We start from the raw sequence: 21,262 nt of genomic DNA, 5'->3' as shown, positions 1-21,262 counted from the left end.
CAAACAAAAAAGGTTTTCAGACGGCCGTCTGAAAACCTTTTTCTTGTTTTAACCAATCATTCAAAACTGACTATTAATCTTTCAACACATCTTGCACAGCCGCTTGAATCTTAGCCGCCGCTGCTTCGATTTGCTGTTGTTCGGTAGATTGGCTTGCCACTGTTTCAACCGGAGCCGCTTGTGAAGTTGGGGCAGCTTGTGGAGCTGCGGCTTTAGGCTGAGATTCAGTTTGCGGCGCAGTCAGCGGCAAACGCGCCAATACAGTGCTGACGCCGGTAACTTTATCGCCAATCGCCACTTGAGCCTGCGCATCGACAGGCAGATACATATCCACGCGCGAACCAAAGCGGATAAAGCCATAGCGTTCGCCGCGAGACAGTTTCGCACCTGCTTGGGTGTAGCACAAAATACGGCGCGCCACCAAACCGGCCACTTGAACAAAAGTAATTTCACGACCAGAAGCCGTAGTCGCCAACACCGCATTGCGTTCGTTTTCCGTGCTGGCTTTATCCAAATCCGCATTCACGAATTTGCCTTTGTTATAGACCACTTTCGTTACCGTACAATCAGCAGGCGATTTTTGCGAATGCACGTTGAACACGTTCATAAAAATACTGATTTTCAAAGCATCGACATCACGATACGGATCGCGTGCGCGCTCAACCACCACGATACGGCCGTCAACCGGGCTCAACACCGCTTCAGGATTTAGCGGAATTTCACGCGCAGGGTCGCGGAAAAACTGCAGGGCAAATACGGTAAACACCCAAAACGGCAAAGACCACCAGCCGCAGCACATCGACACCAGCAGGCTCAAAGCCAAACCGCCGCCGATAATCGGCCAGCCCTCACGGGCGATAATCGGGTGGGGATACAAACGGTTCATCACTTATCCTTCATTTAATAATTTCAAAATTGCCGCCATTATATCTGAAACTCCAAACATTGAGGCCGTCTGAAATGTTCAGACGGCCGGTGTCTTTTGTAAAAAATACTCAACATAGATAAAGTTTCAGTTTCGGCAACACAATGACGCAGCGTCCTCAACAAGCAGCTCACACGCTCCAACAACCCGCCGCAAATATCATTTTGACCAAACCTCTGCCCTCGATTATCTCGACAAGCCCAATATGACCGCCAATACCAGCCAAATCCAATGCCGACGGCGCGATGTAGAAAACAAAGCGCGTTGAGACAGCAAACGCGTTTGGCTCAACTGATACGCCACATCGGCCAACATCACCAAACGATTAGTCTGCCGAGCATTACTTTCTTCCGCTTTACGCAGTTTCAAATTTTCCGCTTTAATCCGCAGCCGCACCAGCTTGGCTTCTAAAAGCAGCAGCTCGCGCTCTTCTTCATACTCCTGTTGCTTCATCGTCCGCATCCTTATCTATCTCACCGCGCAAATACGCAATATCCGATCGAATATCCTGCAAGGTTTCAGCCACACGACTGCCCTGCTCCCGATAGTCCGCCGATACTTTGCGGAACAATACGGCAATAATCAGCAGGCTTACAAAGAAAATGCCGAAAAACACCCACAAAGCCGCAACATCCGACAGCACGCGGTTCAAACCGAACAACAAACCGACCAAGCCCACCATCAACAGCGCGCCGGACAACACCAGCCAAATCGCCAACCGGAACACATTCTCCGCCTGACGCGTCAAATCCAAGCTCAATACCTGCAAACGCAGCAGCAGCAAATCCGCGCCCTGATTCAACAAAGCCTTGCCATGTTCAAAACGCTGGCGAATTCCCATCTTAACTATCCTTTTTTTTCAGGAAAACATAAGGCAGAGGCCGTCTGGACGGCGCAATGAAATCCATGATTTCATGTACACACCTGTTCAGACGGCCTTAACATATTCGCATTAACGGCGGTTCAACAACACACCGACAACCAAACCGGCCAATGCGGCAAAACCCATTGCATAATATGGTTTTTCATGTACCACTTCATCAGCTTGTTTGGCACCGCGTTTCAAGCGCGCACCAGCATCGGCTTCAAATTCGGCAAAACGCTCTTTGCCTTCTTTCAAACGCTCCTGAGCCGCTTCTTCAAACTGCTCGTATTTTTCACGCGCACGCTCGGCATGATGGCGCAGACGCTCGCCGGCCTCTTCTTCAAAACGGCTTAAACGTTCTTTAGCCACAGCCAATTTTTCTTCCAATTTGGCTCGGGCTTTGCTGCCCTCTTCTGAACCGGCTTCAACACTATTGCGGTACAACTCTTCCACATCATCCATCACTTCTCGGATGTCTTTCAGCAAAGCCTCGCGACGTGCTTCAAAATCGTGTTTTTTCATACTTTTCTCCTTGATACAGGTTGATATGGTTACAGACTATTTATCTATTAATAAATTATAACCGTTTATTCCGAAATAAACGTTAATTTAAATAAAATTAAGTGCTTATTCTGAAAATAACGAAATGGAATTTAAAAAAGGCCGTCTGAAAACTTCAGACGGCCTTTTCAATTCAGCTTAAAGACTTAAGTCTTATGCCAAACCTTTTGCTTTCAACACTTCCAGCATGGTAGTGCCCAGCTCGGCAGGGCTGCGGGTGTAAGCGATACCGGCTTTTTCGAAAGCGGCGAATTTTTCTTCGGCAGTACCTTTACCGCCGGAAATAATCGCACCGGCGTGGCCCATACGTTTGCCTTTAGGAGCGGTAACACCAGCAATGTAACCTACAACAGGTTTGGTTACGTTGGATTGGATGTATTCGGCTGCTTCTTCTTCCGCAGTACCGCCGATTTCACCGATCATGATGATGGCGTCGGTATCCGGGTCTTCTTGGAAGAGTTTCAGTGCGTCGATTTGGTTCATACCAGGAATCGGGTCGCCGCCGATACCGATACAGGTTGATTGACCCAAGCCCAGTTTGGTGGTTTGTGCCACGGCTTCGTAAGTCAATGTACCGGAACGGGAAATAATACCGATGCGGCCCGGAGTGTGGATGTGACCCGGCATAATACCGATTTTGCACTCACCCGGAGTAATCACGCCCGGGCAGTTAGGGCCGACCAAACGGGTACCGTTGCCGTTGGTTTCCAAGTAACGTTTGGCTTTGAGCATGTCCAAAGTAGGCACGCCTTCGGTAATCACAACGACCAAGCCTACGCCTGAATCAACGGCTTCAACGATAGAATCCAAAACAAACGGAGCTGGAACGTAAATTACAGATGCGTCCGCGCCGGTTTCTTTAACGGCTTCTTTCATGGTGTTGAATACAGGCAGATCCAAGTGGGTTTGACCGCCTTTACCTGGGGTAACGCCGCCGACAACTTTAGTGCCGTAAGCCAGAGCTTGTTCGGAGTGGAAAGTACCGTTTTTACCGGTGAAACCTTGAACCAATACTTTGGTGTCTTTATTAATCAATACGCTCATTCTTTTCTCCTTAGGCGTTTACGGCTGCAACAATTTTTTCGGCTGCGTCATTCAGGCCGTCTGCAGAAGTCAGTTTCAGACCTGATTCGTTCAGGATTTTCGCGCCGAGTTCGGCGTTGTTACCTTCCAAACGAACAACGACAGGAACGTTGACGTTGATTTCTTTAACGGCTGCCACGATGGCTTCCGCAATCATGTCGCAACGTACGATACCGCCGAAGATGTTGATCAATACGCCTTTAACGGATTTATCTTCCAAAATCAGTTTGAACGCTTCAACCACGCGGTCTTTGGTTGCGCCGCCACCAACGTCCAAGAAGTTGGCAGGTTGGCCGCCTTTGAGTTTGATGATGTCCATAGTGGCCATCGCCAAACCGGCACCGTTAACCATACAGCCGATGTTGCCTTCCAGGGCAACATAGTTCAGGTCGAATTCGGAAGCTTTCAGCTCACGTTCGTTTTCTTGAGATTTGTCGCGCAAAGCGGCAATTTTCGGCAGGCGGTAGAGCGCGTTGCTGTCGATACCGATTTTGCCGTCCACACAGGCCAAGTCGCCGTTTTCACGGACTGCCAATGGGTTTACTTCAAACAGGGCGAAGTCGTTTTCGATAAACGCTTTGTACGCACCGGTCATCAGTTTGACGAACTCGTTGATTTGTTTGTCTTTCAAGCCCAGTTGGAACGCAACTTCGCGAGCTTGGCAAGGTTGCAGGCCAACCAGCGGATCAACGGTTACTTTGAAGATTTTTTCAGGAGTTTCGGCAGCAACTTTTTCGATTTCCACGCCGCCTTCGGTAGAAGCCATGAATGTAATGCGGCGGGTAGAACGGTCAACCACTGCACCCAAGTACAGCTCGGTTTGAACAGGATACATGTCTTCGCAAACCAAAACGCTGTTGACAGGTTGGCCGTTGGCATCGGTTTGGTAAGTTACCAAGTTGGTGCCAATCAGGCTTTCAGCCACTTCTTTAGCTTCTTCGCGGCTTTTAACGACTTTTACGCCGCCCGCTTTACCGCGGCCGCCGGCGTGTACTTGTGCTTTGACAACAGCGAATTTGCCGCCCAATTTGTCGTAAGCTGCAGCGGCTTCTTCGCCGTTGTGTGCCAAAATACCGCCTTGTACGGGCAAACCGTAGCTAGCCAGCAGTTCTTTAGCCTGATACTCGTGTAAATTCATGGATTTCTCCTTAAGGTGAGTGGGTTTTAGGAATCGCCCTGCGGCCAATCCCATATTTTCAGACGGCCCTACTATTTACTGAAGGGCAACCACATCCGCGCCAGCAGATACATGGCTGCACCGCCGCCCCCGAGAATAAAAAAGACGATGCCTTTTTTACGCGAATTCGGGCAGAGCAGATAAACGGCAAGGCTGAAACTGATAAACAACAATGCCACGCGCCAAACCAATTCTTTATCTTTGAAACGGTTGAGCGTATAAGTTTCGGTCATCATCACATACATCTGCCACAATGCGGCCATACACATGCTGATGATGCCCGCCGGTATAAAGAAAATACCGACTATTTCTTTGTTCATAATGAATGTAAATGCTGTTTGTTTGTCTGACGGAATTATAAATCAGAAAACGGAGCTCTCGGAACATTCAATTTGTCGAAGGCCTTAAGGCCGTCTGAAAAGTTTCAGACGGCCTTAATGTCTATCAACCGTGCAAAGCGCGTTTGTCGGCCGCCAATGCAGCTTCGTGAACCACTTCGGACAAGGTTGGGTGGGCATGGATAATGCGGGCGATGTCTTCGCTGCTGGCGAAGAATTCGAGCGCAGTCACGCCTTCGGTAACCAATTCGCTGACAACCGGGCCGATCATGTGTACGCCCAAGATGCGGTCGGTTTTGGCATCTGCCAATACTTTAACCGTACCTTTGGCTTTGCCCATTGCCAATGCGCGACCATTCGCACCGAAACCTGAAGTACCTTTTTTGTACTCCACACCTTCGGCTTTGAGCTGCTCTTCGGTTTTACCCACCCAAGCGATTTCAGGGTCGGTGTAAATAACAAACGGTACGTTGTTGAAATCGATATGCGGTTTTTGACCGGCAATGCGCTCGGCAACGGCAACGCCTTCGTCGCTGGCTTTGTGTGCCAACATTGGGCCGCGAACCACGTCGCCGATTGCCCATACGTTAGGCAGGTTGGTACGGCATTCGCCATCTACCTTGATAAAGCCGCGCTCGTCTTTTTCCAAACCTACGGCTTCGGCGTTCAGGCCTTTGGTGTTTGGAATACGGCCGATGGCAACGATCAATTTATCGAATACTTCGGTTTTGGCTTCTCCGGCAGCTGTTTCGTAAGCAACGGAAACGCCTTTGCCTTCAGATTTGATGTCGCCGATTTTGACGCCCAATTCAATGCTCAGGCCTTGCTCTTTGGTGAAGTATTTGAAGGCTTCTTTGGCGATTTGTTGGTCGGCGGCAGCCAGGAAGGTCGGCGCGGCTTCAAGAATGGTAACTTCTGCGCCCACGCGGTTCCATACGGAACCCATTTCCAAACCAATCACGCCGGAACCGATCACGCCGAGTTTGGCAGGAACTTCGGTCAGGTTTAATGCGCCTTCGTTGTCCAATACGTTCACATTGTCGATAGCGACTTGTGGCAGCGGACGCGGTACGGAACCGGTTGCTACGATGACGTGTTTGGCTTCGATAACGGTTTTCTCGCCTTTGTTATCAATTTCGATTTGATAGGCATCGCCATTTTTACCGGCAAAGGAAGCAGTACCGAACAGGCTGGTTACTTTGTTTTTTTGGAACAGGAATTTCACGCCGCCGGTCAGCTTGGTCACGATGGCATCTTTGCGCTCAATCATTTTGGCCGCGTCGAATTTTACGTCGCCGACAGTGATACCGTGTTCTGCAAAATCGTGTTGCGCAGCGTGGAAATGTTCGCTGGATTGCAACAGGGCTTTGGAAGGGATGCAACCTACGTTCAAGCAAGTACCGCCCAATGCAGGGGCATTGCCTGCTTTGTTAACGCCTGCATCGACGCAAGCGGTTTTGAAACCCAGTTGCGCGGCACGAATGGCGGCAACGTATCCGCCCGGGCCTGCACCAATCACTACTACATCATATTGAGACATCGTGTCATCCTTTGCTTTTGCAGTATCTCAAAATAAAAACGATACTTTTTGTTTCTTTTTTATTTTGAATGACTGCGTTTTGATGGTTTTAAGAAAAGGCCGTCTGAAAGTCCATATCTGCCGATTCATTCGAATCAAATGTTTCAGACGGCCTCAATCGTTTGTTGAGCCTATTGTAGCACGATACTACATTACGCTACATCTAAATAAAAATTCAGACGGCCTTTTCATTAACAAATAAAAGGCCGTCTGAAACGATTACAGATCCAACAACAGGCGAGCTGGGTCTTCCAACGCGTCTTTAATGGCTACCAAGGTCAATACAGCTTCGCGGCCGTCAATGATACGGTGATCGTAAGACAGAGCCAGATACATCATCGGACGGACAACAACTTGGCCGTTTTCAACCACGGCGCGCTCTTTAGTGGCGTGCATACCCAAAATTGCAGATTGAGGCGGGTTGATGATCGGGGTAGACATCATAGAACCAAAGGTACCGCCGTTGGTAATACTGAATGTACCGCCGGTCAAATCTTCAATAGCGATTTTGCCATCTTTGGCTTTTTTCGCGTAATCAACAATTGCTTGTTCGATGTCAGCAATGCTCATTTGGTCGGCATCGCGCAGGATTGGCACAACCAAACCGCGTGGGCTGCCAATCGCGATACCGATGTCGAAGTAGCCATGGTACACGATGTCTTTGCCGTCAACAGAAGCATTCACAACCGGATATTTTTTCAGGGCGGCAACAGCGGCTTTAACGAAGAAGGACATAAAGCCCAGTTTTACGCCGTGTTCTTTCTCGAATTTATCTTTGTACTTCGCACGCAAGTCCATGATTGGTTTCATGTTGACTTCATTGAATGTAGTCAAAATAGCGTTTTCTTGTTGAGAAGCCAGGAGGCGTTCTGCAACACGGGCTCGCAGGCGGCTCATTGGTACGCGTTCCTCAGGACGCGCGCCGGCAGGAAGTGCAACGGCAGGAAGTGCAACGGCAGGAGCAGCGGCTGCGGCAGGTTTGGCAGCGGCATTTTGTACGTCTTCTTTCAATACGCGACCGTCACGGCCGGAACCTTGCAATGTGTTCACGTCAACACCGGTCTCGGCAGCCAGTTTGGCGGCGGCAGGCATAGCGGCGTTGTTTTGTGCAGCAGCAGGAGCAGCGGCTGGGGCTGCTTCGACAGGAGCGGCTGCAGGTGCTTCAGCAGCGTCAGTAGCAGCTGTATCGATGCGTGCCAAAACTTGGTCGGCAACAACGGTCTCACCGTCTTGCGCTACGATTTCAACCAATACGCCGGCTTGTGGAGAAGGTACTTCCAAAACCACTTTGTCAGTTTCGATATCGATCAGGATTTCGTCACGGGCAACTGCTTCGCCAACTTTTTTCTTCCATTCCAAGAGCGTGCCTTCAGATACGCTTTCAGACAGCATAGGTACTTTTACATCAATAATCATTTTGTGTCTCCAATGGCCCTTTCAGACGGCCTGTTGTGTGTTTTTAATTCTGCATATGGGCATTCCGCCTGAGCAGCCTCAGACGGAATGCCACTTGGTTTACAACGCCAAAGCGTCTTCAACCAATTGTTTCAATTGAGCAATGTGTTTGCTTGAGTAGCCCACTGCAGGCGATGCGCTGCTTGGACGACCGGCATAAGACAGTTTTTGCTCTTCGCTGATAACATCTTCGATGCGGTGGCGGATTTGGTAGAACGCACCTTGGTTTTTCGGCTCTTCTTGCGCCCAAACCACAGATTTTGCGTTCGGATATTTCGCCAGTTCAGCTTTAACCTCGTCGTATGGGAATGGATACAGCTGCTCAACGCGGACGATAGCAACATCATCTTCTAGTTTACGCTCGGCACGGCCAGCTTCCAAGTCATAGTAAACCTGACCGGCACACAATACCACGCGTTTCACGCTGTCGTTGCTTGCGTGTTCTGCGGTATCGCCGATAACCGGACGGAAAGTCGAACCTTCGGTGAAGTTTTCCAGCGGGCTCATTGCACCTTTGAAGCGCAACAGGCGTTTGGACATGAAAATCACCAGAGGTTTACGGTATGAACCCAAGACTTGACGTTGCAAGATGTGGAACATTTGCGACGCTTCAGACGGCATGATGACTTGCATATTGTTCTCGGAACACAGTTGCAACCAACGTTCTACGCGTGCAGAAGAGTGTTCAGGACCTTGACCGTCGTAGCCGTGCGGCAGGATGGTGGTCAGACCGCACAAACGACCCCATTTGGTTTCGCCTGAAGACAGGAATTGGTCAATAGTCACTTGTGCGCCGTTGGCGAAGTCACCGAATTGAGCTTCCCAAATGGTCAGCTTGTCAGGAGCGGAGCAGGCAAAGCCATACTCGAACGCCATCACGGCTTCTTCGTTCAAAATGGAGTCGATGACCAGGAACTCGCCCATGCCTTCGCCCATATGGCGCAGAGGAACATAAGTACCGTCGTCCCATTTTTCACGGTTTTGATCGTGCAATACTGCATGACGGTGTGAGAATGTACCGCGGCCGGAGTCCTCACCGGAAATACGTACGCCATGACCTTTAGTCAGCAGGCTTGCGTATGCCAAGGTTTCGGCCATGCCCCAGTCAATAGCTTGTTTACCGGATGCCATGGCTTTACGCGCTTCAATCACACGTTTCGCAGTCGGATGCAGGGCAAAGCCTTCCGGTACGGCGGTAAACTTCTCAGTAAGACGCTCAATATCTGCGGCAGGCAAACCGGTTTCGATGTGTTCGCGCCAATCTTTACCTTGGTATTTGCTCCAGTCGATTTGTGTGCGTTGGAAGTTGCTCAAAGTTGTTTGTTCAACATGTTCGCCTTTGTCCAAAGCATCACGGTAGGCTTGGATGTAACCGTCAGCTTCAGCTTGAGTTACCACGCCTTCGGCAATCAGTTGCTCGGTGTACAAAGCACGTGCACCTGGGTGTTGCGATACTTTTTTGTACATCATCGGTTGGGTCAAGGTCGGATCATCGCCCTCGTTGTGGCCCCATTTACGGTAGCAGACAACGTCGACCACGATGTCTTTATGGAATTTTTTGCGGTAATCCAAGGCAGCTTGGATGGCAAAGCAAACGCGTTCAGGATCATCGCCGTTCACATGGATAACCGGAGCGGAAACCATTTTCGCGATATCGGTACAATGTACGGTAGAACGGGTATCGCGGGTATCGGAAGTCGTAAAGCCGATTTGGTTGTTGATCACGATGTGAACAGTACCGCCAGTGGTATAACCGCGTGTTTTAGACAGGTTGAATGTTGCTTGGTTAACACCCAAACCGATAAATGCGGAGTCACCGTGAATCAATACTGGCAAGACTTTATCGCGACCGTTTTCGCCCAAACGTTTTTGTTTGGCGCGTGCAGAACCTTCCACTACCGGATTCACGATTTCCAAGTGTGATGGGTTGAATGCTAAAGAAACGTGCATCGGGCCGTGTGGCGTAGCGATGTCGGAGCTGAAGCCCATGTGGTATTTCACGTCGCCGCTAGGCAGTTTGATTTCGGCACGGCCTTCAAACTCAGCGAATAAATCACTGGGTTTTTTGCCCAGAATGTTCACCAAAACATTCAGACGGCCACGGTGTGCCATACCGATGATGACTTCTTCCACGCCGTCTTTACCGGCATTTTGAATCAGGTAGTTCAAACCGGCAATCGCGCTTTCACCGCCTTCTACACCAAAGCGTTTTTGACCGACATATTTGGTATGCAGGTAGCGTTCCAGAGTTTCGGCAGCAGTCATTTCTTTCAAGATACGGCGTTTTTGTTCAACGTTGTAGCTTGGCGTAGACAGTACGCTTTCAAAATAATTGCGAACCCAGCGGCGCTCTTCCGTATTTGGGATGTAGATATACTCTACCGCGATATGGCCGCAGTAGGTTTGTTTGAGGTTGCTGATGATTTGGGACAGAGGCAGTTTGCCCTGACCGGAAAAATCGCCCTCGCCCATATTGAACTGAAGTGCCATATCGGCATCTGACAGACCGTGGAATTTAGGATCGAGAGCTTCGATATTTTGAGGAGGAATACGTTTGAGCGGATCAAGTTGGGCTGCACCCACGCCTTGGATACGATAGGCAGAAATCAGTCGCAAAACGCTGACTTGCTTTTTCATCATTGCCTCATCCACACCGCCTGCAACGGCTGCGGCAATTTTCTTTTTAGCCAAAGTGGCAAATGATTCACGAATCGGTGTATGGGCAACATCGACAGCGACTGCGCCCGGCTGTTTACTCAAATCGGTAAAGTACTGTTTCCATTTTTCATCGACAGATTCCGGATTATCCAGAAACTTTTCATACAACTCCTCGATGTATGGCGCATTAGAACCAAACAGATAAGAGAAATTGAGTTTTTCGTCCATCATGGCGTGAGCTCTTTTCTTTAAAATATAAACAAAGGGTAGAATCCCGTGTTCTCCGAACGGAATTCAGGCCGTCTGAAATGACACTTTATTCTACCCTATTTCAAATCAAATTACCTGCTATCAACTTAATTAATTACGACCAACCTCATTGAAAACGGCAATTCGATTTTTTCAAACGACTTTTCAACAATATATTAATGTATTGTCTATTAGCGTTTATCTACCGGAACGTAATCGCGACGCTCTGCACCGGTATACAGTTGACGTGGGCGACCGATTTTCAGTGCCGGATCGCTAATCATTTCATGCCAATGAGAAATCCAACCTACACTGCGCGACAATGCGAAGATAACGGTAAACATTTCAGTTGGAATGCCCAATGCGGACAAGACGATACCGGAGTAGAAATCGACGTTTGGATACAGCTTGCGTTCAACAAAGAATGGATCTTTCAGTGCAATTTGTTCCAATTCCATCGCCAGCTTGAATTTAGGACTGTCTTCCAATCCCAATTCTTTCAAGACTTCATAACAGGTTTCGCGCATGATGTTGGCTCGTGGGTCCATATTGCGGTATACGCGGTGACCGAAGCCCATCAGACGGTATTTGCGTTGTTTCACACCTTCCATGTATGCGGCAACATTAGATACATCGCCGATTTCGTCCAGCATTTTCAACACAGCTTCGTTTGCACCGCCGTGTGAAGCACCCCACAGACAGGCGATACCGGCAGCGATACAGGCAAATGGGTTCGCACCAGAAGAGCCGGCCAAACGTACAGTCGAAGTAGAAGCGTTTTGCTCATGATCGGCATGCAAAATAAAGATGCGGTCGAGCGCGCGAGCCAATACTGGATTAGGTTTGTATTCTTCACATGGTGTCGCAAACATCATGTGTAAGAAGTTTTCAGCATAGGAAAGGTTATTTTTTGGATAATTGAACGGCAGACCGTTGGAATAACGGTAACACATTGCCGCAATTGTCGGGATTTTGGAGATTAAGCGGTAAATCGCAATTTTGCGGTGCTCAGGGTTGGTAATATCCAAGCTGTCTTGGTAGAAAGCAGACAAAGCGCCAACCACGCCAACCATCATCGCCATCGGGTGCGCATCGCGACGGAAACCTCGGAAGAACCAAGTCAGCTGCTCATGCAGCATAGTATGGCGACCGACTGTGGCATCAAATTCTTTTTTCTGTTCAGGGGTAGGCAGTTCGCCGTAAATCAACAGATAGCAAACTTCCAAATAATCGGATTTTTCGGCCAGCTGCTCGATAGGATAACCACGGTAATACAACAGACCTTCATCGCCATCAATATAAGTGATTTTGGATTCGCAACTTGCAGTTGACACGAATCCGGGGTCGAAGGAAAACAGACCTGTATTTTTTGTTAAAGCACGAATATCAACCACATCATGGCCGATACTTGCTTCCAATACTGGCAGTTCCAAGGTCTCTTGATTTGGGGTGGTGAACTTGACTGATTTAGACATTCTTAAACTCCTTTGTAAGTTGGGGCTTTCGTTGCCGCCTAAGCGGCACGGTCCTTTTTTTCAGACGGCCTCCGTATAGAAAGAGCTTGTTCGGATTGGCATCGCAAACAAGCTCTATAACACGTCATGCCTGTCTGATTTTTTCAAGCATGGGAATCAGGTGTTTCTTGTCCGTCGCCGAATGTCCGTTAATCAAGGCAAGCAACTCTTGGTCTTGAAATTCGAGGATTTCGGAAAATTCGGACAACTCCTGATCACTCAGGTGCTCGAATTCTTTTTCCATAAACCTGCCGAAGATTAAGTCTAATTCCAACAATCCCCGGCGGGTTTGAAAACGGATTTTCCGTTTGGCAATATCGTCAAAAACCATCATTTCTTAAACGGATCGTTTCAACATAATCTCTTTAATCTTACCGATGGCTCGGGTCGGATTCAAGTGTTTAGGACATACGTCTACGCAGTTCATAATGGTGTGGCAACGGAACAAACGGTATGGGTCGTTCAAATTATCCAAACGCTCATTAGTGATGGTATCACGACTATCCGCAATGAAACGGTAAGCATTCAGCAAGCCAGACGGACCAACGAATTTATCAGGGTTCCACCAGAATGACGGGCAGGCAGTCGAACAGCAGGCGCACAAAATACATTCGTACAAACCGTCCAACTCTTTACGCTCTTCCTGAGTTTGCAGACGCTCTTTGTCCGCATCGATAGGGTTATCGTTGACAACGTAAGGTTTGATGGAGTGGTATTGTTTGAAGAACTGGGTCATATCCACAATCAGGTCGCGGATAACAGGCAGACCTGGCAGAGGACGGATTTTAACCGGCTGTTTCAGGCCGCGCAGATCAGTTAGACATGCCAAACCGTTTTTGCCATTGATGTTCATACCGTCAGAACCGCAAATACCTTCGCGGCAAGAACGGCGGAAAGACAATGTATCGTCTTGTGCTTTCAGGCGCACTAAAGCGTCCAAAAGTTTGACGTCGGTTGGTTCCAATTCCAACTCGTAACGTTGCATATAAGGTTTGGCATCAACGTCCGGGTTGTAACGGTAAATTTCAAAACTCATTTTTTCCATGAGAAGTGTTCCTTTTCTCATAAACTGCCCAATGATTTTGTATTATGAATTCGAGCAGTTCAATGTGGGTATGGTTAGGTTTCAGACGGCCTTTAAGATAAAGGCCGTCTGAAAACTCATCAATAAACGCGTTTAGCCGGTTTGATGTATTCCACGCTCAAAGGCTTGGTATGTACCGGTTTGTAAGACAAAGTATTGGTATCTGAATGATACAGGGTATGTTTCATCCAGTTTTCGTCATCGCGCTCAGGATGGTCGTCTGAAGCGTGTGCGCCACGTGATTCTTTACGCGCTTCGGCGGACACCAAAGTCGCTTTCGCTACTTCAATCAGATTATCCAATTCCAAAGCTTCGATACGCGCAGTATTCCATACTTTGCTCTTGTCTTTGATTTCAGTACGTTTCACGCGCTCGGCAATCGCCATGATTTCTCGAACGCCTTTGCTCAGAATCTCATCGGTACGAAACACGCCGGCATGCAGTTGTACAGAGCGTTGCAGTTCGCGACGCAATGCATCAACGTTTTCGCCACCGGTTTGGTTGTCCAAACGCTCGATACGTTGGCGGGTCAATTCACCGGCATTAGCAGGCAGAGGTTTCCAGTCGCTTTGCTCTTTGATGAATTTAATCATGCTGTCGCCGGCAGCTTTACCGAATACCACCAAGTCCAACAGGGAGTTAGTACCCAAGCGGTTCGCACCGTGTACGGAAGCACAAGCGCACTCACCTGCTGCATACAGACCTTTTACAGGTACTTCGTAATCTTCACCTTGCGGAACAACAACTTCGCCATGGTAGTTGGTCGGAATACCGCCCATCATGTAGTGAGTAGTCGGCACAACAGGAATCGGGTCTTTAATCGGGTCAATACCGGCAAACTGGATGGAAATCTCGCGGATGCCCGGCAGTTTTTCCATAATTTTTTCTGCACCGATATGGTCAATTTTCAGCAATACGTGGTCTTTGTTTTTACCACAGCCGCGACCTTCGTAGATTTCCATCGCCATCGCACGGGAAACCACGTCACGGGAAGCCAAGTCTTTTACGGTTGGAGCATAGCGTTCCATAAAGCGTTCGCCATCGGCATTCAGCAGAATACCGCCCTCACCGCGTACACCCTCGGTAATCAATACACCGGCACCGGCTACACCGGTCGGGTGGAATTGCCAGAATTCCATGTCTTCCAACGGAATACCTGCACGGGCACAAATGCCCAAACCATCACCGGTATTCATATAAGCATTGGTAGAAGACGCATAAATACGACCGCCACCACCAGTAGCAAACATCACAGCTTTAGCGTGGAAAATATAAACTTCGCCGGTTTCCATTTCCATGGCAGTTACACCGACTACGTCGCCGTTTTCATCACGAATCAAATCTTGCGCTGTCCATTCCACAAAGAATTGTGTATTGGCACGGACGTTTTGTTGGTACAAAGTATGCAACATCGCATGACCGGTACGGTCAGCAACAGCACATGCACGTTCTACCGCACGTTTACCGTGTTCGGCAGTATGGCCACCGAAAGGACGTTGGTAGATTTTGCCACTTTCCACACGGTCGAAAGGCATACCCATGTGCTCCAACTCAATTACTGCTTCAGGTGCTGCGCGACACATAAATTCAATCGCATCTTGGTCGCCCAGCCAGTCGGAACCTTTTACGGTATCGTACATGTGCCAATCCCAACGGTCTTCCTGCACATTACCCAATGAAGCAGAAATACCACCTTGAGCCGCTACAGTATGAGAACGGGTTGGGAAGACTTTAGACAAAACAGCACAATTCAGGCCGGATTTAGACAATTGGAGGGCTGCGCGTAAACCTGCACCACCACCGCCAACAATCACGGCATCAAACTTGCGAACAGGAAAACCCATATTTACCCCCAAATTACTTTAACTGAATACACCAAGCAGCCTACCAACCAAACGATGGTGGCAACTTGTAAAAACAAACGCACGCCGAAAGGCTTAATGTAGTCCATCCACAAATCGCGGATACCTACCCATGCATGCAGGAATACGGCCAAGAAGCTCACTTGGGTAAATACTTTCACCCAAGTATGATCAAAAAATGCCTGCCATGCCGAATATTCTTTAGGCAACGTAAACAAAACAACCAAAAGAACCACGGTGTACACCAACATGATGACCGCAGTTGCACGTTGCATTGCCCAATCGCGCAAACCGTAATGCGCACCTGTCAATTTACGCTCTACCATAACAAAGCTCCCAAAACGACGGTCAGAATCAAAGCAGAAGCAAATACAACTTTAGCAGTAGCACGGGCAGTATTTAATTCCAAGCCTTTATGCACATCCAAAAACAGAAAGCGGATACCGGCAAAAAAGTGGTGCAGATATGCCCACAACAGACCGATAAGGATCAGCTTCACAAACGGATTGGAGATAGCAGAACGATATGCTTCAAACGACGCTTCGCGATCCAGCGTTCCGGAGAAGAAATACAAGAGAACAGGCAGCATCACAAACAAGCCGACGCCGCTGATACGGTGAAGAATAGATACAATCCCCGGTATGGGCAATCGGATATTCGGAATTTCCAAAAATACCGGGCGTGATTTGGCGGACATGGTCAGTTCCTCTAGATTTATTATCAGCTCAAAACCTATAGCTCAGCACTACAATAAGCTACATAAACCATAATTTACCTGTTTTATCTCATTTTGAACAGTGCAATTTATGAATGCTCTAATGATTTTTACCAAAAGACTAATAAAATCAAACAATCATTCTTAGATTTTTTTTTGCGTGACTAGCCTTTTTTGTTACTTTCCTGCAATTAAGCCATCTCTCCATCAAAGCACTTACGATAACATCATTATGATTTGAGAATTGTATCTATTGTGAGATAAATTCTCACTCTTGATACCTAATCTTTACAAAGGCATAAGCCGTTCTTAACTTATTACCATTGCATTATCATCACTACTCTTACATAGTTATACATTCAAAGACATTTCATCTATCCTTAGATGGACTAAAATACAGCACAACACCAACAATGTTTCCATACCTTATAAGGAAGCTGTATCATGACACACTCCCCTCATCAAAACACACCCGATCCAGAGGACTACATCCCCTCCTTCCGTCGTCGAAACTTGGACACATCCGGCTTTATGAAAAAACTTGGACGCTTTGCTGGCCGCCTGGGCAAACCTGTCGTCCGTCAACTTTATGCACTTTATTACCTTTGGGAATCCGAACACACGCCCAAACGGGCCAAAATGATTATTGTCGGCGCACTGGTTTATTTCCTCAGCCCTATTGACAGCATTCCCGACCTCCTGATTCCATTTGGTTTCAGCGATGACATTGCCGTCATTGCATTGGTTTATTCTCAGATGAAAAACTATCTGACCGAAGATATTCAAGAAAAAGCCCGTCAAGCGGCTGACAAGCTGTTTGGTTCTTAATTGGATAAAGTTCGACTACACATATATGAATATAAGAAGAAGGCCGTCTGAATATTCAGACGGCCTTCTCGGTTTATGATTTTTTTATTTCAAAGGCTGCATACCCATAACTTCCATCAGGAAGTTGGTAAACGCAGGATTGCTTGGCTTGGTATCCATGTTTTTCCAACGTTGCTGCCAACCGCGCAAAGCACCTTGAATGTACTGTTTGGATTGCTCGGTAGTAATTTCACCACGTTGGCTGTCAACGGCAGAACGCAGATAAACTTCGTACATACTGTCATCGACGGAGTTGCGTCCCACTTGTTGGATACGGAAGCGGTTCAAATATTGGGCAGCCTGAACTTTGGTCAGACTACCTTGGCTCACTTGGGTACTCAAGCGACGTGCTTCATCATGAATCTTGGAAACATCTGCCCAATGCGAAGGAGCCAAATGATAACTGGTAGCTGAAACTTGTGAATCAGCCTTAGGTTTCTTGACGTTGGTTGGTCGAACTGGCACTTCTTTCAATGTTGGAACATAAATCGATTCACAACCGGCAAGTACCGCCACAGCAAGGATAGGAAGAATGTATTTTTTCATAATGCGCATTATAAGCATGATTCGTTGAAGAAACCAACTTTTGAATAACGGTATTCAAAGCTCATTAACTGAATTACAACAGATTTCATACTATATCTCAAGCCCATACGTAAAAAAGGCCGTCTGAAAACGGCCCTTTAACAACAATCCTATATTATGCCAAATCGGCAAACAGAGGCGTAGAAAGATAGCGTTCGCCATACGATGGCAACAAGACAACAATCAGCTTGCCTTCGTTTTCAGTTTTTTTAGCCAGCTGCAATGCGCTCCATACCGCGGCACCGGAAGAAATACCTACCAAAATGCCTTCTTTTTCAGCCATAGCGCGCGCAGTTTCAAACGCTGCTTCGTTAGGTACTTTGACAATACTGTCGTAAACAGTCGTATTCAAAACACTGGGGATAAAGCCTGCGCCCAAACCTTGAATCGGATGCGGGCCTTTTTCACCACCACTCAATACTGGAGAAGCTTCAGGCTCGACAGCCACGATTTGAACTTCGGGTTTGTGTTTTTTCAATACTTCGCCCACGCCGGTAATCGTACCGCCTGTACCCACACCGGCCACGAAAATATCAACTTGGCCGTCTGTATCACGCCAAATTTCTTCGGCAGTGGTTTTGCGGTGAATTTCAGGATTGGCCTCATTATCGAATTGGCGCGGCATAAAGTAAGTATCTGGATGTTCGTCCACCAAAGACTGGGCTTTAGCGATAGCGCCTGCCATACCTTCGGCAGCCGGTGTCAAAATCAGCTCTGCCCCGAATGCACGCAGCAGCATTTTGCGTTCTTTACTCATGCTTTCAGGCATAGTAATCGCCAATTTATAACCACGGGCCGCACACACCATTGCCAAACCGATACCGGTATTGCCGCTGGTCGCCTCAACGATAACGGTATCTTTATTGATTTTACCGGCCTGCTCCGCCGCTTCAATCATGGCTTCGGCAATACGGTCTTTCACGCTGCTGCCCGGATTGAAAAATTCAAGTTTGACGGCGATTTGCGCTTTCAAACCCTCGGTCAAACGATTCAATTTCACCAAAGGGGTATTGCCGATCAGCTCGGTAATATTATTTGCAATTTTCATTTCCTGCTCCAGATTTAGATGTGATATAGCCTGCATATTAAACTCAGGCCGTCTGAAAAACCAATATCGAAAATTTCTTTCATTATAACTTTTAGTTTGGATAAATTAATATCCGCCCCGTTCAAAAATCAAAGCCATGGCAACCACAGCCTGCATGACAACTGCAACCAGCCAACCCATTTGCAGCTGAGTAGCACTAAACAAAGCCGCCGACTGCCTGCACACGACCACGCGGTGCAGATAAAACACCAGCATCAACACGCCCTGCAAAACAAACCAATAAATCGGTTTCAAGGCATAAATTTTCAGCAAGGCCGCCCATGCAAAAACCGCGCCTGCCAATGGCAAGATGAAATAAACCACGCCTGCCAAGAAAATAAAAGCCAAAGTCATGACGACATTGGAAACCGCAAATAAGGTCAAACCGGCATATTCGCCTGCCGACCAAAACTTTTTGTCTTCCGTTTTACTGCAGTCATCGATAAAGAAGAAAATACTGGCGATTGTCAGATAAAAATGAGGGATGAACAAAGGGCCTGTATGCGTAAAGCCCCACATTCCGGGCAACAAGCGTGCGCCCAGTGCCGAAATCCCCAGCCACAACAACACCGCAGCCCAAAGCCATTGAAACCGCTGCGCGCGAAAAATAAACGCCAACGATACCGCAGCATACGCGACGGCAAACCAAAAATCCAAAGAAACCATCATGAATACTGCAACTCGCCTTCAAAAACGGTTTCAGCAGGGCCGGTCATTTGCACATCGCCACCTTCTTCCCAACTGATAAACAATTCGCCACCAGGCAGAGTAACACGCACAGGCGCACCCGCTTTCAGCAAGCCATTGCGCACGCCGGCCACCACGGCCGCACACGCTCCAGTGCCGCAAGCCTGAGTTTCCCCCACCCCGCGTTCAAACACGCGCAGGCGGACTGACAACTCATCTTCAACCTGCAAAAAGCCGACATTGACCCGTTCAGGAAACTGCTCGTGCGATTCAATAGCGCTGCCCCAATGCTCCACCGGCGCAGTCTCAATATCATCAACCAAAATCACCGCATGCGGATTGCCCATATTCACGCAGCTTACCGGTACAGACTCTAAACCGACTAAGACAATATGTGTCAGCGCATATTCATTTTCACCATGTGCAGGTACAAACGGAATTTCAGACGGCATGAAACGCGGTTTACCCATATTGACGGTAACCAAACCGTTATCCAACAGCTTCGGCACAATAATCCCTTTGGCCGTTTCGACCAAAATTTCCGTTTTATCCGTCAAACCCTTATCCACGACAAAACGCGCAAAACAACGCGCGCCATTGCCGCACTGTTCTACTTCCCGACCATCGGCATTGAAAATGCGGTACCGAAAATCGACCGCATCAGAAGAAGGCTTCTCCACTACCAAAAACTGATCAAAACCCACGCCGCGATAACGGTCCGCCCATTGGGCAAGCGGCGCAGCCAACGGATCAAAGTCCTGATTGATGGCATTGACCACCATAAAATCATTGCCCAAGCCGTGCATCTTCGTAAATTTCAAAGTTTTCATTATTCATTCACATTCTTATTAAATCATTATTTCGGCACATTCTACACCAGAATGATATATCCGTTTCTATCTTGTTTTTCAGACGGCATTGCGCCCTTTTACCAATACTAACACCAGCCACCCCGCAAAAATACTATACTTCCCACATTACAAACATTTCTTATTACAAGGATACACATTATGAAAAAAGTTCTCTTACCTGCCCTTTTGGCCGCTTCACTCAGCGCATGTACAGTCGGCACACCCGGCGTTTCCGTCGGCTTAGGCGTCGGCACCAGCATCGGCCGCCACGTCGGCTTGGGTACATCCATCAACATCCCTGTCGGCTTGGACAAAACCAAAACCACCAAAGACACAGATTCGGACGGCATCCGCATCACAGAAGAACAAATCGTAACCTATTTTGATGCGCACGGCACACCCAGCAACAGCGCAGTCAAAGGCGGCTTCCATCGCCAACTGATCAGCAAACGCAACAACGAATATGTCGTCCAAGACTTTTACAGCGACAACAGCCAAAAACGCACGGACCCCTACGTCCTCAGCCGTAACCAACTGATGCAGTTCCGCGCCACGCCAAGCAACGGCTCGCTGACCACTTACGCCTACAACGGCACGGTAATGCAGCAGCAAGTGTTCCGAAACGGCAAATTGGTTAACGCCAAATACTAAAGGCCGTCTGAAACGGCTGGGAAGCATGTGAAACTTGATTACAAAATATTTTTAACATTCAAACATTTGAAATATTTTGTACCATTTTCTTAAAAATATTGATTGACACATTTTTTCCAGCCATTATAATACGCCCCATTCCCCGATAGCTCAGTCGGTAGAGCGACGGACTGTTAATCCGCAGGTCCCTGGTTCGAGCCCAGGTCGGGGAGCCAAATTTTAAAAGCCTGAACTTCTGTTCAGGCTTTTTTACATCAATCAGGAACGATCGTTCTTTCCCAAAGAAAGCCCTGCCTCCTCATGAGACCTTTGCAAAGGCCTCTATCCGCCAAACTGGTACGCCTTGCGCCCTACCCGCTTCGTCTGGCGAACAGGCGCAAACAGCCCGAAACCTTTTGTCAATCAGGTTTCGGGCTGTTTTGCTTTTGAATAAACGGTATAGTGGATTAAATTTAAATCAGGACAAGGC

22 protein-coding genes and 1 tRNA gene are annotated in these 21,262 nt (G+C 48.0%); 3 read left to right on the top strand and 20 right to left on the bottom strand.

All coding sequences use genetic code 11. From position 1 onward, the window contains the following. Positions 1–73: 73 nt before the first annotated feature. The 16 genes from HMPREF2872_RS06170 to sdhC form a co-directional block, all read right to left on the bottom strand. The gene (locus HMPREF2872_RS06170; RefSeq protein WP_070632103.1) at positions 74–886 is read right to left on the bottom strand and encodes a phosphatidylserine decarboxylase; all 813 of its coding nucleotides are present in this window, start codon (positions 884–886) and stop codon (positions 74–76) included. Between the two features lie 225 nt (positions 887–1,111). Next, positions 1,112–1,378 carry a hypothetical protein gene (locus tag HMPREF2872_RS06165; protein ID WP_070632100.1) on the bottom strand — a complete coding sequence of 89 codons (267 nt, stop codon included), beginning with the start codon at positions 1,376–1,378 and terminating at the stop codon, positions 1,112–1,114. Continuing rightward, a complete protein-coding gene (locus HMPREF2872_RS06160; protein WP_070632098.1) occupies positions 1,359–1,766 on the bottom strand; it encodes a phage holin family protein in 408 nt (135 codons plus the stop codon). The genes HMPREF2872_RS06165 and HMPREF2872_RS06160 overlap by 20 nt, the downstream gene beginning before the upstream one ends. A 111-nt stretch (positions 1,767–1,877) precedes the next feature. Further along, positions 1,878–2,312: an ElaB/YgaM/YqjD family protein gene (locus HMPREF2872_RS06155; RefSeq protein WP_070632095.1), complete on the bottom strand. Its 435-nt coding sequence runs from the start codon at positions 2,310–2,312 to the stop codon at positions 1,878–1,880. Positions 2,313–2,504: 192 nt separating this feature from the next. Next, positions 2,505–3,395: a succinate--CoA ligase subunit alpha gene (sucD, locus tag HMPREF2872_RS06150; RefSeq protein WP_002244992.1), complete on the bottom strand. Its 891-nt coding sequence runs from the start codon at positions 3,393–3,395 to the stop codon at positions 2,505–2,507. A gap of 10 nt (positions 3,396–3,405) precedes the next feature. After that, positions 3,406–4,626 (bottom strand): ADP-forming succinate--CoA ligase subunit beta, encoded by a 1,221-nt coding sequence (sucC, locus tag HMPREF2872_RS06145; protein ID WP_349267085.1) that lies wholly within the window; start codon positions 4,624–4,626, stop codon positions 3,406–3,408. A gap of 17 nt (positions 4,627–4,643) precedes the next feature. Next, positions 4,644–4,931 carry a hypothetical protein gene (locus tag HMPREF2872_RS06140; protein WP_002225316.1) on the bottom strand — a complete coding sequence of 96 codons (288 nt, stop codon included), beginning with the start codon at positions 4,929–4,931 and terminating at the stop codon, positions 4,644–4,646. A gap of 124 nt (positions 4,932–5,055) precedes the next feature. After that, a complete protein-coding gene (gene lpdA / locus HMPREF2872_RS06135; protein WP_070632091.1) occupies positions 5,056–6,489 on the bottom strand; it encodes a dihydrolipoyl dehydrogenase in 1,434 nt (477 codons plus the stop codon). 258 nt (positions 6,490–6,747) lie between these two features. Next, positions 6,748–7,944: a 2-oxoglutarate dehydrogenase complex dihydrolipoyllysine-residue succinyltransferase gene (gene odhB, locus HMPREF2872_RS06130; protein ID WP_070632088.1), complete on the bottom strand. Its 1,197-nt coding sequence runs from the start codon at positions 7,942–7,944 to the stop codon at positions 6,748–6,750. A 99-nt stretch (positions 7,945–8,043) separates the two neighbouring features. Continuing rightward, positions 8,044–10,872 carry a 2-oxoglutarate dehydrogenase E1 component gene (locus HMPREF2872_RS06125; RefSeq protein WP_070632085.1) on the bottom strand — a complete coding sequence of 943 codons (2,829 nt, stop codon included), beginning with the start codon at positions 10,870–10,872 and terminating at the stop codon, positions 8,044–8,046. Positions 10,873–11,081: 209 nt separating this feature from the next. After that, positions 11,082–12,365, bottom strand: a complete 1,284-nt coding sequence (gene gltA / locus HMPREF2872_RS06120; protein WP_070632083.1) for a citrate synthase — start codon at positions 12,363–12,365, stop codon at positions 11,082–11,084. Positions 12,366–12,489: 124 nt separating this feature from the next. Beyond that, complete coding sequence (locus HMPREF2872_RS06115; RefSeq protein ID WP_003678830.1) at positions 12,490–12,738, bottom strand: FAD assembly factor SdhE; 249 nt, start codon at positions 12,736–12,738, stop codon at positions 12,490–12,492. A gap of 3 nt (positions 12,739–12,741) precedes the next feature. Further along, complete coding sequence (locus HMPREF2872_RS06110; RefSeq protein WP_070632080.1) at positions 12,742–13,449, bottom strand: succinate dehydrogenase iron-sulfur subunit; 708 nt, start codon at positions 13,447–13,449, stop codon at positions 12,742–12,744. Positions 13,450–13,568: 119 nt separating this feature from the next. Further along, positions 13,569–15,332, bottom strand: coding sequence for a succinate dehydrogenase flavoprotein subunit (gene sdhA, locus HMPREF2872_RS06105; protein WP_070632078.1), 1,764 nt, complete (start codon positions 15,330–15,332; stop codon positions 13,569–13,571). A gap of 2 nt (positions 15,333–15,334) precedes the next feature. Continuing rightward, a complete protein-coding gene (gene sdhD, locus HMPREF2872_RS06100; RefSeq protein WP_049329786.1) occupies positions 15,335–15,676 on the bottom strand; it encodes a succinate dehydrogenase, hydrophobic membrane anchor protein in 342 nt (113 codons plus the stop codon). Next, positions 15,670–16,047 carry a succinate dehydrogenase, cytochrome b556 subunit gene (gene sdhC, locus HMPREF2872_RS06095; RefSeq protein ID WP_003686156.1) on the bottom strand — a complete coding sequence of 126 codons (378 nt, stop codon included), beginning with the start codon at positions 16,045–16,047 and terminating at the stop codon, positions 15,670–15,672. Before sdhC ends, sdhD begins: the two co-directional genes overlap by 7 nt. 462 nt (positions 16,048–16,509) lie before the next feature. On the opposite strand from sdhC, the gene HMPREF2872_RS06090 reads away from it, so the two are divergent. Next, entirely contained in the window at positions 16,510–16,893 is a 384-nt protein-coding gene (locus HMPREF2872_RS06090; RefSeq protein ID WP_049329785.1) for a YkvA family protein, read from the top strand. Positions 16,894–16,977: 84 nt separating this feature from the next. Here HMPREF2872_RS06090 and HMPREF2872_RS06085 read toward each other — a convergent pair whose 3' ends face one another. From HMPREF2872_RS06085 to dapF, 4 genes are all read right to left on the bottom strand, one after another. Further along, complete coding sequence (locus HMPREF2872_RS06085) at positions 16,978–17,487, bottom strand: membrane lipoprotein lipid attachment site-containing protein (RefSeq protein WP_003686038.1); 510 nt, start codon at positions 17,485–17,487, stop codon at positions 16,978–16,980. A gap of 145 nt (positions 17,488–17,632) precedes the next feature. Beyond that, positions 17,633–18,565: a cysteine synthase A gene (cysK, locus tag HMPREF2872_RS06080; protein ID WP_141752850.1), complete on the bottom strand. Its 933-nt coding sequence runs from the start codon at positions 18,563–18,565 to the stop codon at positions 17,633–17,635. Between the two features lie 105 nt (positions 18,566–18,670). Next, positions 18,671–19,273: a hypothetical protein gene (locus HMPREF2872_RS06075; protein ID WP_049329784.1), complete on the bottom strand. Its 603-nt coding sequence runs from the start codon at positions 19,271–19,273 to the stop codon at positions 18,671–18,673. Then, the gene (dapF, locus tag HMPREF2872_RS06070; RefSeq protein WP_070632072.1) at positions 19,270–20,121 is read right to left on the bottom strand and encodes a diaminopimelate epimerase; all 852 of its coding nucleotides are present in this window, start codon (positions 20,119–20,121) and stop codon (positions 19,270–19,272) included. Before dapF ends, HMPREF2872_RS06075 begins: the two co-directional genes overlap by 4 nt. Before the next feature lie 180 nt (positions 20,122–20,301). Here dapF and HMPREF2872_RS06065 point away from each other — a divergent pair, with 180 nt between their 5' ends. Together HMPREF2872_RS06065 and HMPREF2872_RS06060 are read left to right on the top strand one after the other, a co-directional pair. Continuing rightward, positions 20,302–20,793, top strand: a complete 492-nt coding sequence (locus HMPREF2872_RS06065) for a NemA protein (RefSeq protein WP_070632069.1) — start codon at positions 20,302–20,304, stop codon at positions 20,791–20,793. Positions 20,794–20,932: 139 nt separating this feature from the next. Beyond that, a tRNA-Asn gene (locus HMPREF2872_RS06060) sits at positions 20,933–21,008 on the top strand. The last annotated feature ends 254 nt before the right edge of the window (positions 21,009–21,262 follow it).

The organism is Neisseria sp. HMSC069H12, from assembly GCF_001812735.1.
Taxonomy (GTDB): domain Bacteria; phylum Pseudomonadota; class Gammaproteobacteria; order Burkholderiales; family Neisseriaceae; genus Neisseria; species Neisseria subflava.
The sequence above is the reverse complement of the archived record's forward strand: the minus strand, read 5'-3'. Positions and strand labels throughout refer to the sequence as shown.